This is a genomic window from Pseudomonas sp. GW821-FHT09H03 (genome assembly GCF_059415945.1).
Genome location: NZ_JBWKOF010000002.1, coordinates 1 through 15,858 on the forward strand (window position 1 = coordinate 1; position 15,858 = coordinate 15,858).

Below are 15,858 nucleotides of genomic sequence, written 5' to 3' on the forward strand. Positions count from 1 at the left end.
GAAATACAAAACGCCCGATGCAGTGCATCGGGCGTTTTGAGACTGAAACAGGTGTAAACCTATTTCAGGACTAGACACGGTGCCTGTTCGGATGCTACCGGCCTCTTCGCGAGCAAGCCCGCTCCCACAGTGATTTGTATTGATCAAAAAACTTGTGGGAGCGTGGCTTGCCCTCGATGAACCGCGGTACTTCAAATTACTTGAGGGTCACAGTGCCTTTCATCATCGAGATGTGGCCCGGGAACGAGCAGAAGAAGCCGTATTTTTCAGCCGCATCCAGCTTCGACACGTCGAAGGTCACCGAGTCGGTTTCCTTGGCGCCGATGATCTTGGTGTGAGCGATGACGCGCGCGTCGCCTTCTTTCAGGTAGTTCTTGTCGATACCGGCCGCCAGGCCGTCAGTGGCGATCGGCTGCATGTCGGCTTCTTTACTCAGCACCCAGTTATGACCCATGACGTTTTTCGGCAAGCTGCCGGAATGGGTCAGCTCAACGGTGAACGTCTTGCAGCTCTTGTCGATTTCGATGGCCTTGGTGTTGAAGGACATTTGATCGGTGGAGTCAATGGTGGTCTTGCACTCGGCAGCCATCAGTTGGCTGCTCGCCAGTGTCAACAGGGATACCGCAACAAGTTTGGCAAACATGGTGAATCTCCAAGGCAGGGTTATCGAAAACGCGAATGCACAGAAGACTGCCTGAAATCTTCGCAAGTTCCTATGATTTGAATCAAAAATTGTATACAACTTTTGAGCTATTAGCCCGATGCAGACAATCTACCGGCCAAGCGTCTGGTCCGGCTCTATCATCAGGGCGTCATCTCTGAACCGGAGTACCGCTCATGTCCATCAACAGCTTGTTGTGCAGCTTGCTCGCCGCCTACGCCTGCGGCGCCAGTGGTACCCATCAAACGCCTGAACGGGAAGTTTAGCCCTTGGAGCGTCGCGCGCCTGCCTTTACTCTGTGCCCCTGATCGACCCAGGAGCAAGGCATGTCTTTAACATCCGTTTGTGTATTTTGCGGCGCCAGCACCGGCACCAACCCGGCTTACCGTGAAGCCGCCGTGGCCCTTGGTCAGGCCCTGGCTGCACGCAACCTGACCCTGGTCTACGGCGGAGGCGCCGTGGGCCTGATGGGCATCGTCGCTGATGCGGCGCTGGCGGCTGGCGGTGCAGTAATCGGCATCATCCCGCAAAGCCTGATGGACAAGGAAATCGGCCACAAAGGCCTGACCCGCCTGGAAGTGGTCGATGGCATGCATGCGCGCAAGGCGCGGATGGCCGAACTCAGCGATGCCTTTATCGCTCTGCCAGGTGGGCTGGGCACTCTGGAAGAGCTGTTCGAGGTCTGGACCTGGGGCCAGCTTGGCTACCACGGCAAGCCGCTGGGGCTGCTGGAAGTGAACGGTTTCTACAGCAAACTGACGTCTTTTCTCGATCATATCGTCGGCGAAGGCTTCGTTCGCGAACCGCACCGTGACATGCTGCAAGTGAGCGAATCGCCGCAATCGCTGCTTGATGAACTGGATGCCTGGCAGCCGACAGTGGTGCCAAAGTGGATCGAGCAAAAACCCAGCTAACGGCTGGGCATCGATACAGGGCAGAATATGCGCCGCTCAACCTCACCTTCGACCCAAGAGGATCGCCCATGGCTAAACCTAATTATTCCTTCGCCAAACGTCAGAGAGACTTGGCCAAGGAGCAGAAGAAAGAGGAAAAGCTTCAGCGCAAGAAAGCTTCAGCTGAAGAAACCGCACTGAACCCTGAGGGTGAAGTGGCGGCAGAAGACGATGTTGATGCACCGAAAGATCAGGCGCCCGACGCCTGAGAACCTCCGGGCCGGATGACCTGATCAATCTGCGTCCAGGCTTGGCAGCTTTGTGGCGAGGGGGCTTGCCCCCGTTGGGGCGCGAAGCGCCCCCCCCCATATCCGGGTTCGGGTTCTATCTTACCCATTGAGCTTTTTGGTATTGGGCCTGCTGCGCAGTCCAGCGGGGCAAGCCCCCTCGCCACAAAAGCCCCTGACCACAAAAGCCCCCCTCACCATAACGCTGGCTCCCACAGCGGATCTGCGTTATTCCAGCGGCATTACGGTGACCCGCACCTCCGGGTCGTGATTGCCACCGCCCAATATCACCCCGCGCAACGGCGACACATCGGAAAAGTCCCGGCCCCAGGCCAGGGTGATGTGTTCCAGCGCCGGTTGCACGTTGTTGGTCGGATCAAAGTCCACCCAGCCCTGAACCGGACAAAACACCGAGACCCAGGCATGGGACGCGTCGGCGCCGATCATTCGTGGCTGGCCCGGTGGTGGCTGGGTCAGCAGGTAGCCGCTGATATAGCGTGCCGCCAGCCCCCGGGAACGTACGCAGGCCAGCATCAGGTGAGCGAAGTCCTGACAGACTCCGCGGCGGCGCTCCAGCACTTCCACCAGTGGTGTTGCCACCTGGGTCGCTTCGGCATCGAAAGTGAATTCGCTGAAGATTTTCTCCATGAGGGCCTGCACACCCAGCAATAACGGCCTGCCCGCCGGAAAACAACTTTCCGAGAATTCGACGAAATTCCGCTTTAGATGCACATAGGGTGATTCGAACCGGTACCGGCAGGCCTCGAGCAGTTCGGGGGAAAGTGCCTGGCCGCTGTAGGTCAGCACTCTGCGCGTTTCTTCCCACGCCGGGGACAGGTGGAAATCCGCTATCTGTCGGGGCAGCACTTCGATCGTCAGTTTGGCATTGACCAGCAACTCATCATGGGGACGCTCGAATGCCAGCCTCGTCACTGGATTACCGAACACATCCAGTTCATCACGGCGGGAAGTGGGATCCGGGCTGATCTGCAACTGCTGGTTGACGCAGTGCTGCCAGGCACAAGGCCGTGGCCATAAATGGGCCAGTTGTTGGGCGAGGGACACCGGACTGTCATAGTGATAATGGGTGTCGTGGAAAATCTGGTAGCGGGCACTCATCACACAGACACCGTACGTTGACTGACATCATCGACATGCGCGAAATGCCGCAACGCGAGACGATCCGATACGTGTCCACTGGCGTCGGCAATCTCTTGCAGCAACCCCGCCAGCCCGTCTATGGCAGCCCGGACGCTGGCATCGCCGAACAATGAGTGTTCCAGACAGCCCAGGTCGAAGCGCGCCAGCCGCTCCACCAGGGCTGGCAGCACCGCTTCGCGCGCAGCGCCAAAGTCGTCGTTCAGGCGCTTGACCGTACGGGTCACCAGTTTCAACTGGAACAGCACCGCGTGCGGGTTTTCTTCGTCCAGCAGCAGCAGGTCGAACACCGGGATCAATTGCGCCACTGCCAGGTACCGCGAGCGGTAGGTAATGCTGCTGTTACCCAGTTCCAGCAGCCACTCCAGACTGGATTGATCGAAGGCCCCGGCACCACGCAGGAACGCCGCCAGGCTGGCGCAGAGAAATTGCAGTCGCTCGATTCGCCGGCCAATCATCAGGAAACGCCAGCCCTCATCCCGGGTCATGTCATCCAGGGCAAAACCGGACAGTGCCGCCAAAGACATCACCAGGCGGTTGAGAAAATCCAGCAACTCGCCGAAATCCGGGTCTTCAGCTTCCAACTCGAGGGCGTCGCGTTGCAACTCTACCAGCGCCTGCCAGTTTTCCCGCGAGAGCTTGCCGCGCACCTGAGAGGCGGCCCACTGCAGACGTTGCAGATTGGTGCGCAGGCTGAACGGCCAGTCATCACCGAGTAACGCCACCAGCAAGCGTTCCGGCAGCTCGCCTTCATCGGGTAACAACATCAGCCGTTCGCTGAGCTCGACCGCCGACTGCAGGGCTTGCGGGTCATCGCCATCGACATAGCGCGTCAGCATGATGCGCAGCAACCGCGCGCTGTCGTCGCAGCGTTCGCAATAACGGCCAAACCAGTACAGGTTTTCCACCACCCGCGAGGGCAGGTACGGATCGCGCCGCACCAGATCGCGTACACCGATGTTGCGCTGGGCTTTCCACTGTTCACCGCTGGGTGGGCGATCACCGAGCACCCAAGTGTCCTTGCTTGCGCCTGCGCGTTGCATCGACACCACTTCGGCATCCGCCTGGGCGGCGACCCGGGTCAAGCCACCGGGCAAGACTCGATAACCCTCGCGGCTGGCCACCGCATACGCGCGCATGCCAATGGCACGTGGTTGCAGTTGACCGTCTTCAGCTTGCCAGATCGGCGCCAGGGATAACTGCGCGAGTTCTTGCGCAACATAAGCGTATGGCCGCGCCTGCATGCGCTTGGCGAGGGATTGACGCTGCTCTTCACTTAAATCACGGCCAAAAACCGGGGAAAAGCTCTGGGACGCAAACGCCGGTTTGATCAACAGCTCCGGAAGTTTTTCAAGCGCCTGGGCCAGCACCGGCGCTTCACCGCACCACCACGTGGCGATGGAAGGCAGGATCAATTCTTCGCCGAACAGGAACTGGTTGATCCTGGGCAGGAAACCGAGCAGTCCCGGCGACTCCAGCACACCGCTGCCGAGGGCATTGGCCACCAGCACCCGCCCCTGTCGCACGGCTTCGAGCAGGCCGGGCACGCCGAGTGCCGAGTCGGTGCGCAACTCCAGGGGGTCGCAGAAGTCGTCGTCGAGCCGGCGCATGATCGCGTGGACCCGGCGCAACCCGCTCAGTGTTTTCAGGTAGACCGTGGCATCGCGCACCGTCAGGTCACCACCTTCGACCAGCGGATAACCGAGCTGCCGCGCCAGATAGAGATGTTCGAAATAGCTCTCGTTGAAGCGCCCCGGCGTCAGCAGCACCACCAAAGGCGCATCAGAATCGCCCGGAGCCTGTCGTGCCAGGGTTTCCTGCAACGTCCGGAAAAATCCGGCCAGATTCTGCACCTTCAAGTCACGGTAGAGCTCGGGGAAGGCTCGGGACACGATGGTGCGGTTTTCCAGCGCATAACCAGCGCCCGACGGTGCCTGGGTCCGGTCCGCCGTGACCCACCAGCGGCCATCGGGGGTGCGCGCCAGATCGACTGCATACAGGTGCAGAAAAGCGCCATCCGGCGGCTTGATACCCTGACAGGGCCAGAGGAAGTTGTTGTGGCCGAAGACCAGCTCGGCCGGCAACAGGCCTTCAGCGATCAAACGTTGCGGACCGTACAGATCGGCCAGAACCGCATTGAGCAGCCGCGCCCGCTGCGCAATACCGGCGGACAACTGCCCCCATTCATCAGCGGCAATCACATGGGGCAGCAGATCCAGTTCCCACGGCCGGTCAGCGCCCTTGGGGTCGGCATAGACGTTGTAGGTCACGCCGTTTTCCTGGATCTGCCGGGTCAGCAGTGCCTGACGCTGCACCAGTTGCGCCGGCGTGCTGCGCTGCAATTGCTCAAACAGACGTCGCCAGTGCGCACGCACGGCGCCACTGTCGTCGAGCAGTTCGTGATAGGTGCCCGCTGTCAGCGGGTAGCGGTCTAGCAGGTCAGGCATGGAGTGCTCGGCAGACAGCAATGAACAGTCAGACTAACGCAGGCTCATGACGCCCGGATAGACGAAAAATCCGGACGTCGCGTACGGTCTAAAAACGTCGTAAATCGAGGGTCAGCGGTAGCTCGTCGTTGATTTCAACGTTCGGTATCGCCAGTTTTCCTGGCGTATGTCCGATGCGGAAGAAACGTGCCATCCGCCGGCTCTCGGCTTCGTTGGCGTTCACCGGCAAGCTGTCGTAGTTGCGTCCGCCCGGGTGGGCAACGTGGTACTGGCAGCCACCCAGCGAACGCTGCATCCAGGTATCGAGCAGGTCGAACACCAAAGGCGCGTGGACCGGTATGGTCGGTTGCAGACAGTTGGCCGGCTGCCAAGCGCGAAAACGCACGCCCGCGACAAATTCGCCGACCCGCCCGGTTGGTTGCAGCGGCACGGGTTTGCCGTTGCAAGTCAGCAGATAACGCTGGGGCGGCAGGCCGCTGAGCTTTACCTGCACACGTTCAAGGGATGAATCCACATAACGCACCGTGCCACCGACCGCGCCCTCCTCGCCCAGCACATGCCAGGGTTCAAGCGCCTGACGCAACTCCAGCGCAATACCATTGACGGCGTAATCGCCAACCTTGGGAAAGCGGAATTCCAGGTGCGCTGCAAACCACTCGGCCCGCACGGGATAACCGGCGGCGTTGAGATCAACGATGACGTCGGCGAAATCTTGCTCGATAAAGTGTGGCAACAGGAAGCGGTCGTGCAGCTCCGTGCCCCAGCGCGCCAGCTTCGCCGGCGCATAAGGCTCGCGCCAGAACCGTGCGACCAGCGCCCGCAACAACAACTGCTGAGCCAGGCTCATGCGAGCATGGGGCGGCATCTCAAAGGCACGCAACTCAAGCAAACCGAGGCGCCCGGTCGCGCCGTCCGGTGAATAGAGCTTGTCGATACAGAACTCGGCGCGATGGGTGTTGCCCGTCACGTCGATCAGCAGGTTACGCAGCAACCGGTCGACCAGCCACGGCGGGCATTCCTCCCCCGGCTCAGGCATCTGGGCGAAGGCAATCTCCAGTTCGTACAAGGCATCGTTACGCGCCTCATCGACACGCGGCGCCTGGGACGTCGGGCCGATGAACAGGCCGGAGAACAGGTAGGACAAAGACGGATGGTTGTGCCAGTAGCTGATCAGGCTGCGCAGCAAGTCCGGCCGGCGCAGAAACGGCGAGTCCGCCGGCGTCGCACCACCCAATACGAAATGGTTACCGCCGCCGGTGCCGGTGTGACGCCCGTCGATCATGAATTTCTCGGTGGTCAGTCGGGTCTGGCGCGCTTGTTCATAGAGGAACTCAGTGCGATCGACCAACTCGTCCCACGTGGCGGACGGCTGTACGTTGACCTCGATCACACCAGGATCGGGGGTGATACGGAAATTGCTCAGGCGCGGGTCGCTCGGCGGCTCGTAGCCTTCCAGCAACACCGGGCAATGCAGCTCTTCAGCGGTGGCTTCGATCGCAGCGACCAGTTCGAGGTAATCCTCAGCCCGTTCCAGCGGTGGCATGAACAGGTACAGGCGCCCTTCCCGTGCCTCGGCACAAAAGGCAGTTCGGGTCAGCCAGTCGGCGGACTCGTCGATTTTTGGCACCCGGTCTTCGGTAACGGCTGCCGATCCCTGATTCTGAGATTGTGTGGTATCCGGAAGTGGCGGGAAGTCCTGATTCGGGTCTTGCGGGTGGATGAACGGATACTCCGCCGCTTTTACCCACGGCTGCGAAGCCAGTGGCAGGCGATAGCCCAACGGCGAATCACCAGGCACCAGGCGACAGTGTTCGTCGCGCAGATACCAGCGACCGCTTTGCCATTGATCACCCTTGGCGGTGCGTGCCAGTGGCAGGACCTGGCCAATGACCTTGTCCAGCCCCTGACTGAAGACTTTACGCAAACGCGCGCGCTCCAGCGGTTCCTCCAGGCGGGAGTCTTCGGCGCTGACGTTTTGCGGCAATGCTCCCTCACGCCAGAGGTAATAGAAATTGTCTTCGTAGGCCGGAAACACAAAACGTGTCGGAATTTTCAGGCGTTCGGCGACACTCGCCAGAAAACGCCCGGCCAGCTCGCCATCGGCACCGTAGTCCTGTTGCTCATCGGCAATCAGTGCGCCGTTTGTCCAGATCGGCACACCATCGCGGCGCCAATAGCAATTGAGCGACCAGCGCGGCAGTTGCTCACCGGGGTACCACTTACCCTGGCCGAAGTGCACCAGACCCTGGGGTGCATAACGCCGGCGCATGCGCTGGAACAATTCGGCAGACAGTCGACGCTTGTCCGGGCCCAGTGCGGCAGTGTTCCACTCGGCGCCGTCCGGATCATCGATGGAGACGAAGGTAGGTTCACCGCCCATGGTCAGGCGGACATCACCTTCCAGGAGATCGGCGTCGATCTGCCGGCCCAGAGCCTGGATCGCCAGCCACTGTTCTTCGCTGTAGGGTTTGGTGACCCTTGGCGCTTCCCAGATCCGCTCCACCGACATTTCGTGGCTGAACTCGCACTCGCAGGGTTCCACCAGGCCACTGATCGGTGCCGCTGAGGACGGATCGGGACTACAGGCCAACGGGATATGCCCTTCACCGGCAAACAGCCCGGATGTCGCGTCCAGGCCGATCCAGCCGGCACCGGGTAAATACACCTCACACCAGGCGTGCAAATCGGTGAAGTCGACTTCAGTACCGGACGGTCCGTCGAGGCTTTTGACATCGGCCGTCAGCTGGATCAGGTAACCGGAGACGAAGCGCGCCGCCAGCCCGAGATTACGCAGCAATTGCACCAGCAACCACGCCGAATCGCGGCAAGAGCCGGAAGCCTGAGTGAGGGTATGCTCAGGCGTTTGCACACCCGGTTCCATGCGGATCAGATAATCGATGTCTTCGCTCAAACGCTGATTGAGCGCCACGAGGAAATCCACCGCCGGCAGCGGCGTGCGATCGATGCCGTCCAGGTAGTCCTGGAATTTCGGCGTCAGTGGCAAGGTTTCCAGGTAGGGCGACAATTCCTTGCGTTCGTCTGTGGCGTAGGTGAACGGAATTTTTTCGGCATAAGGTTCGAGGAAGAAGTCGAACGGGTTGAAGATCGCCATTTCCGCCAGCAGATCCACCTCGATCCGCAGTTCATCGGTTTTTTCCGGAAACACCAGACGCGCCAGGTAGTTGCCCTGGGGGTCCTGCTGCCAGTTGATGAAGTGTTGCTCGGGCGACACTTTCAGCGCATAGGACAGAATGCGCGTGCGACTGTGGGCCGCCGGGCGCAGACGAACGATCTGCGGGCCAAGCTCGACGGAGCGGTCGTAGCGATAGTGCGTGACATGGTGCAATGCGACATGAATCGACACGGCGTGCCTCCTGCGAGCCTTAAGCGTATCGGAAAGCGCGCAAGACTTATGCCATCCAGTGGTGCTGGCGCTTTCTCCGGTTGCTGAAGGCAGTACAGCACCAAAACCGGGCGATGCGGGGAATTGGTTTGAGGCAGTTGCACGTTAATGTGGCGAAGGGTTGGCTGCGGGGGCTTCGGACTTTGCGTCCGGCTTGAGTCTGCTCCCTCACCCTAGCCCTCTCCCGGAGGGAGAGGGGACTGACCGAGTGGTCTGGTCGATATACTGCGACCTGAGGGATCAAGTCGAACTCAGGCTACGAAAAGCATGGAGATGGACTCTCCTGGTCGAAAACCTGCGACCTGAGGATCAAGTCGAACTCAGGCTATGAAAAGCATGGAGATGAACTCTCCTGGTCGAAAACCTGCGACCTGAGGATCAAGTCGAACTCAGGCTACGAAAAGCATGGAGATGGACTCTCCTGGTCGAAAACCTGCGACCTGAGAGCTCAAGTCGAACTCAGGTTCCGAAAGGCATGGAGATCGGCTCCCTTTCCCCCTCGCCCCCTTGGGGGAGAGGGCTGGGGTGAGGGGGAAGGCGGTCAGCGCGGTACTACTGGCTTGCGCGCAGGCTTGGGGCCTTTGCCCTTGGCTGCATCCTTGCGCTCCTTGGCCGCCTGCTGATTGCGGGCAAATGCCGCCGCCTTGGCCTGTTCGCGCTTGTCCCACGGGTTACTGCCATCGCTGGCGCGCGGAGGCAAGCCAGTGTTCTGGGTCAGGATTTTGGTGGTCTTTTCCCCGGTAACCTTATGGCTGCCGGCCGGCGTCGAGTTCTTGCGACGGGCGCTCTGGTAGCTGTCAGTGGACGGCTGGTGCAGCGGGATCAACTGGTTCTTGCCCGGCCCGATCAAATCGGCACGGCCCATGCGGGTCAGCGCTTCACGCAGCATCGGCCAGCCCTTCGGATCGTGATAACGCAGGAACGCCTTGTGCAGACGGCGCTGCTCTTCACTCTTGACGATAGTCACGCCGTCACTCTTGTAGGTGACCTTGCGCAGCGGGTTCTTGCCCGAGTGGTACATCGCGGTGGCGGTGGCCATCGGCGACGGGTAGAACGCCTGCACCTGGTCGGCACGGAAACCATTGCCCTTGAGCCACAGGGCCAGGTTCATCATGTCTTCGTCAGTAGTACCCGGGTGGGCCGCGATGAAGTACGGAATCAGGTACTGCTCCTTGCCCGCTTCCTTGGTGTACTTCTCGAACATGCGCTTGAACTTGTCATAGCTGCCGATGCCCGGCTTCATCATCTGGTTGAGCGGACCTTCCTCGGTATGTTCCGGGGCGATCTTCAGGTAACCACCGACGTGGTGAGTCACCAGCTCCTTGACGTATTCCGGCGACTCGACCGCGAGGTCATAGCGCAGGCCGGAAGCAATCAGGATCTTCTTCACACCCGGCAAGGCACGGGCGCTGCGATAAAGCTGGATCAGCGACGAGTGGTCCGTGTTCAGGTTCGGGCAGATGCCCGGGAACACGCAGGACGGCTTGCGACACGCAGATTCGATTTCCGGCGTCTTGCAGGCGATGCGGTACATGTTCGCGGTCGGGCCGCCGAGGTCGGAAATAACGCCGGTAAAACCCGGCACCTTGTCACGAATCTCTTCGATTTCGCGAATGATCGACTCTTCGGAACGGTTCTGGATGATCCGCCCTTCGTGCTCGGTGATCGAGCAGAAAGTACAGCCACCGAAACAGCCACGCATGATGTTCACCGAGAAACGGATCATCTCGTAGGCCGGAATCTTTTCCTTGCCGTAAGCCGGGTGCGGTACACGCGCATAAGGCATGCCGAACACGTAGTCCATTTCTTCGGTGGTCATCGGAATCGGCGGCGGGTTGAACCAGACGTCGACTTCGCCATGCTTCTGCACCAGCGCACGGGCATTGCCCGGGTTGGTTTCCAGGTGCAGCACGCGGTTGGCGTGGGCGTACAGCACCGCGTCACCGCGGACTTTCTCGACCGATGGCAGACGAATCACGGTCTTGTCGCGGGTCATCTTCGGGCTGGCCAGGATCTGCACGACCTTGGCTTCGCTCGGATCGTCGACCGGCCCCTTCTCCTGCTCAATAGCGCAGGCCTGGGTGTCCTGGGTGTTCACATACGGATTGATGATCTTGTCGATCTTGCCCGGACGGTCGATACGCGTGGAGTCGACTTCGTACCAGTCCTTGGGTGTATCACGACGGATGAACGCGGTGCCGCGCACGTCGGTGATGTCTTCGATCTTGTGGCCAAACGACAGACGCTGGGCGACTTCGACAATCGCCCGCTCGGCGTTGCCGTAGAGCAGGATGTCGGCGCAGGCGTCGATCAGGATCGAGTTGCGTACCCGGTCCTGCCAGTAATCGTAGTGCGCAATGCGGCGAAGGGAGGCCTCGATGCCACCCAGGACGATCGGCACATTCTTGTAGGCTTCCTTGCAACGCTGGCTATACACCAGGCTGGCACGATCCGGACGTTTGCCCGCCATGCCGCCCGGGGTATAAGCGTCGTCGGAACGGATTTTCTTGTCGGCGGTGTAACGGTTGATCATCGAGTCCATGTTGCCGGCCGCGACACCGAAGAACAGGTTCGGCTCACCGAGCTTCATGAAGTCGTCTTTGGACTGCCAATTAGGCTGGGCAATGATCCCGACGCGGAAGCCCTGGGACTCCAGCAGCCGGCCGATGATTGCCATGCCGAACGACGGATGATCGACGTAGGCATCACCAGTGACGATGATGATGTCGCAGGAATCCCAGCCGAGCTGATCCATCTCCTCCCTGCTCATGGGCAGGAATGGCGCTGGCCCGAAACATTCGGCCCAGTACTTGGGATAGTCAAATAACGGCTTGGCTGCTTGCATGTCGATAACCGGTGTTGGCTTTCATTGAATTTCGCGGGCGCGGAATATAGCACAAATTTTGACCAATTCCGACGGCTGTGGTCGGAAATTGGTGGGAGCTACTTCAGTGCAAATTCCACAGACCAATTAAATACCTGTGGCGAGGGGGCTTGCCCCCGTTCGGCTGCGAAGCAGTCGTCAATGGCTTAACAGAGGGAAAACAGGGGCCGCTTCGCTGCCCAGCGGGGGCAAGCCCCCTCGCCACAGAGGCCCTGCATCAACAGTTATTCGTCATCATCGAAGTTATAGCTACCCGGCGCCAGGTTTTCGAATCGGGTGTACTTACCGATAAAGGCCAGGCGGATAAAGCCGATCGGGCCGTTCCGCTGCTTGCCGATGATGATTTCGGCGATGCCTTTATGCTCGGTCTCCGGGTGATACACCTCGTCCCGGTACACGAACATGATGACGTCGGCATCCTGCTCGATCGCTCCGGATTCCCTGAGGTCGGAGTTGATCGGGCGTTTGTTCGGCCGCTGCTCGAGGGAACGGTTGAGCTGGGACAGTGCCACCACCGGGCAGTTGAATTCCTTGGCCAGGGCCTTCAAGGAACGCGAGATTTCAGAAATCTCGTTGGTTCGGTTGTCGCCGCCGGAACCTGGAATCTGCATCAGCTGAAGGTAGTCGATCATGATCAGGCCGATCTCACCGTGCTCACGCGCCAGACGCCGGGTACGCGCACGCATTTCCGACGGGCTGATACCGGCGGTGTCGTCGATGAACAGCTTGCGGTCATTGAGGAGGTTGACCGCCGAGGTCAGGCGCGGCCAGTCGTCATCTTCCAACTGACCGGAACGCACCTTGGTCTGGTCGATCCGGCCGAGAGACGACAGCATACGCATGACCAGCGATTCGCCTGGCATCTCGAGGGAATACACCAGAACTGCCTTGTCGCTGCGCAGTACGGCGTTTTCCACCAGGTTCATCGCGAAGGTGGTTTTACCCATCGATGGACGACCGGCGACGATGATCAGGTCAGCCGGCTGCAGGCCGCTGGTCTTCTCATCAAGGTCGGTATAGCCAGTGGACAGACCGGTAATGGCATTGTCAGTGTTGAACAGCGTGTCGATGCGATCGATGGCCTTGGTCAGCAGATCGTTCACGCCCACCGGGCCACCGGTTTTCGGCCGGGCCTCGGCAATCGCGAAGATCTGACGCTCGGCTTCGTCGAGGATCTCCTCGGCGGTGCGACCTTCCGGGTTGAAGGCGCTGTCGGCGATCTCGGTGCTGATGCCGATCAGTTGGCGCAATGTCGCGCGCTGGCGGACGATCTGCGCATAGGCCTTGATGTTGGCGACAGACGGAGTGTTTTTCGCCAGTTCACCGAGATAACCGAGGCCGCCGACCTGCGAGGTCTGACCTTCCTTGTCCAGTTGCTCGGACAGGGTCACGACGTCAATCGGGGAGTTCTGATCGGCCAGTTTGGCGATCGCACGGAATATCAGACGGTGGTCATGTCGATAGAAATCGCCGTCGGAGACTTGATCGAGCACGCGTTCCCAGGCGTTGTTGTCCAGCATCAGACCACCGAGTACGGCCTGTTCGGCCTCGATGGAATGTGGCGGTACCTTCAGCGCGGCGGTTTGCAGATCGTATTGCTCGGGAGCGGAGATTTCGTTCATGGCCACTTGGAATCAGGATGTAGAAACGGGGATGCCAGAAAGACAAAGGGCACGACCTGTAAACAGGATCGTGCCCGATGTTACCGGCAAGCACCCGCGGGTGCCAGCCGACAGGTGTTGCTTAAGCTGCTACCACGACAACGCGTACGGTGGCTTCAACTTCGGCGTGCAGGTGCACGGCCACGTCGAACTCACCTACGTTGCGGATGGTGCCGTTCGGCAGACGAACTTCGCTTTTTGCAACTTCAACGCCAGAGGCGGTCAGTGCATCAGCGATGTCGTGAGTACCGATCGAACCGAACAGCTTGCCTTCGTCGCCAGCGGTGGCAGTGATGGTCACTTCCAGCTCGGCCAGTTGGGCAGCGCGGCTTTCAGCCGACGTTTTACGGTCTGCTGCAGCTTTTTCCAGCTCAGCGCGACGCTCTTCGAACGCAGCCAGGTTGGCTGGGGTCGCAGCGGTAGCTTTGCCGTAAGGCAGCAGGTAGTTACGACCGTAACCAGCCTTAACGTTCACTTTGTCACCCAGGTTGCCCAGGTTGGTGACTTTTTCCAGAAGGATCAGTTGCATGTGAAAATCCTCTTAACTTTTAACCTTCACCGTTCGCGTTATCGGCGTCTTTCGGCGCCAGACGACCGCGAAAATCAATCAGGCTGTCGACGATGGCCAGGACCACCAGCAACGGATAGATCAGCTGCATGAACAGCAACAGCGTTACGTACAACCCCACCAGCCAGAACCTGGCCAGTCGCTTTTGCGCCACCAGCCCGTGAATCAGGGCCAGCCCGGCGAACACCAGCGGTACGCTGCACAACGGCGTCAACATGGCCATCTGCGGACCGAAGTTCGGCCCCAGAAGCATGCACGCCAGCAGCAACATCGCCGGCACAAGCGGGATACGGATGGCGCGAAACTCGCGACCGAATCCACCCGGGTTGTACAACAACGCCTGCCAGTAGCGCCCGACAAGCAGGCTCAACAAGCTGACGATTTGCAACAAGGCCGCAATAAGGCCGGTCAGGACTGGTGCAATCAGGGACGCAAAATGCGCTTGCTCGTCTACCGACAACTTCTGGTAGACATCACCGAGTAGCGACGGCATGACTTTTATCAAAGCCTGCGCCAGCATCTCGATTTGGGGAGCAAAAGCTGTCCCCAGCACCACTGCAAACACCACTCCCATCGCTATGCTGACCAGCAGCACGCGGTTCCAGGACTCGCTTGCGCGCAAAACCAACGCAAGGCTCGCAGACCCCAGCAGCACCAGAAGTGCCCGTGGGTCGTCGGAGTAAAGCCACCAGATCAATGCCGGCAGCAGTCCCAGAGCAAGAACGCCGAGGGCGTCCTTCAATCCGCGCCGCAGGAGCACGAGGCATCCAGCGGCAGCACCCAACCAATACAACAGCGGCAATGCCGCGCATCCAGCCACTACGAGAGTGGCCTGCATACGGCCCCGCATGATGAACTCAGCTAAGGCACGCATACATTCAATCCTTTGCTACGTGTCGACTGCCCGGTCTCAGCGGCCGTGGCTGTCGGTGTAGGCCAGCAGGGCCAGGAAGCGGGCGCGCTTGATAGCGGTGGCCAGCTGACGCTGATAACGAGCTTTGGTACCGGTGATGCGGCTTGGAACAATTTTGCCGGTCTCGGATACGTAGGCTTTCAGAGTGTTGAGATCTTTGTAATCGATCTCTTTCACGTCTTCAGCGGTGAAGCGGCAGAATTTACGACGACGGAAGAAACGTGCCATTTGATAGGCTCCTTAAAAGGTCCGTGGATTACTCGTCAGCGTTATCGCTGTTGTCGCTGTCATCACTGTCAGCGCTTTCAGCGCCTTCGTGCTCAGGACGGTCGCGACGCTCACGGCGCTCACTGCGGTTTTCTTCAGCCTTGAGCATCTCGGATTGGCCGGTAACGGCTTCTTCGCGACGGATGACCAGGTTACGGATCACTGCATCGTTGTAGCGGAAGTTGTCTTCCAGCTCGGCCAGGGCCTTGCCAGTGCACTCAACGTTCAGCATCACGTAGTGAGCCTTGTGAACATTGTTGATTGCGTAGGCCAGTTGACGACGGCCCCAATCTTCCAGACGGTGGATTTTGCCGCCGTCTTCTTCGATCAGCTTGGTGTAACGCTCAACCATGCCGCCGACTTGCTCGCTTTGATCCGGGTGGACCAAAAAGATGATTTCGTAATGACGCATGAATGCTCCTTACGGGTTGTAGCCTGCCGCTCAAAAGCGGTCAGACAAGGAGTGAATGACACTTATGGACTTGCGGACGCTAGACACATGGGTGCCTGCCATCCAAGCAAGGGGCGCAATTGTAGAGAAGGGACGCGGGAGGCGCAAGGTAATTGGTGATTATTTGAACAATCACCTATCTTTGCCCTTGCACAAAACCAATCTGGGAGCGGGCTTGCTCGCGAATGCGGTATCACATCCAGCATTTTCGCTGAATGACACTCCGTTTTCGCGAGCAAGCCCGCTCCCACATTTTGATCGCGTA

The 15,858-nt window shown here is 59.7% G+C and carries 12 protein-coding genes; 2 read left to right on the forward strand and 10 right to left on the reverse strand.

Annotated elements, in window-relative coordinates; translation table 11 throughout:
- Positions 1-196: 196 nt before the first annotated feature.
- Positions 197-643: an azurin gene (gene azu, locus AC07OG_RS02735; RefSeq protein ID WP_017336273.1), complete on the reverse strand. Its 447-nt coding sequence runs from the start codon at positions 641-643 to the stop codon at positions 197-199.
- 344 nt (positions 644-987) lie between these two features.
- On the opposite strand from azu, the gene AC07OG_RS02740 reads away from it, so the two are divergent.
- The gene (locus tag AC07OG_RS02740) at positions 988-1,575 is read left to right on the forward strand and encodes a cytokinin riboside 5'-monophosphate phosphoribohydrolase (RefSeq protein ID WP_495066161.1); all 588 of its coding nucleotides are present in this window, start codon (positions 988-990) and stop codon (positions 1,573-1,575) included.
- A gap of 68 nt (positions 1,576-1,643) precedes the next feature.
- Positions 1,644-1,823 carry a hypothetical protein gene (locus tag AC07OG_RS02745; protein ID WP_060542756.1) on the forward strand — a complete coding sequence of 60 codons (180 nt, stop codon included), beginning with the start codon at positions 1,644-1,646 and terminating at the stop codon, positions 1,821-1,823.
- Positions 1,824-2,069: 246 nt separating this feature from the next.
- Here AC07OG_RS02745 and AC07OG_RS02750 read toward each other — a convergent pair whose 3' ends face one another.
- From AC07OG_RS02750 to rpsF, 9 genes are all read right to left on the reverse strand, one after another.
- A complete protein-coding gene (locus AC07OG_RS02750) occupies positions 2,070-2,960 on the reverse strand; it encodes a transglutaminase family protein (RefSeq protein WP_495066162.1) in 891 nt (296 codons plus the stop codon).
- Positions 2,960-5,446: a circularly permuted type 2 ATP-grasp protein gene (locus AC07OG_RS02755; RefSeq protein WP_495066163.1), complete on the reverse strand. Its 2,487-nt coding sequence runs from the start codon at positions 5,444-5,446 to the stop codon at positions 2,960-2,962. Before AC07OG_RS02755 ends, AC07OG_RS02750 begins: the two co-directional genes overlap by 1 nt.
- Before the next feature lie 88 nt (positions 5,447-5,534).
- Positions 5,535-8,810 (reverse strand): transglutaminase family protein, encoded by a 3,276-nt coding sequence (locus tag AC07OG_RS02760; RefSeq protein WP_495066164.1) that lies wholly within the window; start codon positions 8,808-8,810, stop codon positions 5,535-5,537.
- A gap of 580 nt (positions 8,811-9,390) precedes the next feature.
- On the reverse strand, positions 9,391-11,694 hold the full coding sequence (locus AC07OG_RS02765; RefSeq protein WP_060542753.1) for a YgiQ family radical SAM protein: 2,304 nt from the start codon (positions 11,692-11,694) through the stop codon (positions 9,391-9,393).
- 263 nt (positions 11,695-11,957) lie between these two features.
- Positions 11,958-13,355 (reverse strand): replicative DNA helicase, encoded by a 1,398-nt coding sequence (gene dnaB, locus AC07OG_RS02770; protein WP_060542752.1) that lies wholly within the window; start codon positions 13,353-13,355, stop codon positions 11,958-11,960.
- A gap of 121 nt (positions 13,356-13,476) precedes the next feature.
- Positions 13,477-13,923: a 50S ribosomal protein L9 gene (rplI, locus tag AC07OG_RS02775; protein WP_008035347.1), complete on the reverse strand. Its 447-nt coding sequence runs from the start codon at positions 13,921-13,923 to the stop codon at positions 13,477-13,479.
- A gap of 19 nt (positions 13,924-13,942) precedes the next feature.
- Complete coding sequence (locus AC07OG_RS02780) at positions 13,943-14,836, reverse strand: YybS family protein (protein ID WP_218424312.1); 894 nt, start codon at positions 14,834-14,836, stop codon at positions 13,943-13,945.
- Between the two features lie 36 nt (positions 14,837-14,872).
- A complete protein-coding gene (gene rpsR / locus AC07OG_RS02785; RefSeq protein ID WP_002551829.1) occupies positions 14,873-15,103 on the reverse strand; it encodes a 30S ribosomal protein S18 in 231 nt (76 codons plus the stop codon).
- 28 nt (positions 15,104-15,131) lie between these two features.
- Positions 15,132-15,554, reverse strand: a complete 423-nt coding sequence (gene rpsF, locus AC07OG_RS02790; protein ID WP_003217491.1) for a 30S ribosomal protein S6 — start codon at positions 15,552-15,554, stop codon at positions 15,132-15,134.
- Positions 15,555-15,858: the final 304 nt, after the last annotated feature.

What these genes read in the sequence shown, in the direction of transcription:
- AC07OG_RS02750 (WP_495066162.1), bottom strand. Translation starts at nt 2,960, where the DNA reads ATGAGTGCCCGCTACCAGATTTTCCACGACACCCATTATCACTATGAC.
- rplI (WP_008035347.1), bottom strand. Translation starts at nt 13,923, where the DNA reads ATGCAACTGATCCTTCTGGAAAAAGTCACCAACCTGGGCAACCTGGGT.
- rpsR (WP_002551829.1), bottom strand. Translation starts at nt 15,103, where the DNA reads ATGGCACGTTTCTTCCGTCGTCGTAAATTCTGCCGCTTCACCGCTGAA.
- AC07OG_RS02740 (WP_495066161.1), top strand. Translation starts at nt 988, where the DNA reads ATGTCTTTAACATCCGTTTGTGTATTTTGCGGCGCCAGCACCGGCACC.
- AC07OG_RS02765 (WP_060542753.1), bottom strand. Translation starts at nt 11,694, where the DNA reads ATGCAAGCAGCCAAGCCGTTATTTGACTATCCCAAGTACTGGGCCGAA.
- AC07OG_RS02755 (WP_495066163.1), bottom strand. Translation starts at nt 5,446, where the DNA reads ATGCCTGACCTGCTAGACCGCTACCCGCTGACAGCGGGCACCTATCAC.
- rpsF (WP_003217491.1), bottom strand. Translation starts at nt 15,554, where the DNA reads ATGCGTCATTACGAAATCATCTTTTTGGTCCACCCGGATCAAAGCGAG.
- dnaB (WP_060542752.1), bottom strand. Translation starts at nt 13,355, where the DNA reads ATGAACGAAATCTCCGCTCCCGAGCAATACGATCTGCAAACCGCCGCG.
- AC07OG_RS02780 (WP_218424312.1), bottom strand. Translation starts at nt 14,836, where the DNA reads ATGCGTGCCTTAGCTGAGTTCATCATGCGGGGCCGTATGCAGGCCACT.
- AC07OG_RS02745 (WP_060542756.1), top strand. Translation starts at nt 1,644, where the DNA reads ATGGCTAAACCTAATTATTCCTTCGCCAAACGTCAGAGAGACTTGGCC.
- azu (WP_017336273.1), bottom strand. Translation starts at nt 643, where the DNA reads ATGTTTGCCAAACTTGTTGCGGTATCCCTGTTGACACTGGCGAGCAGC.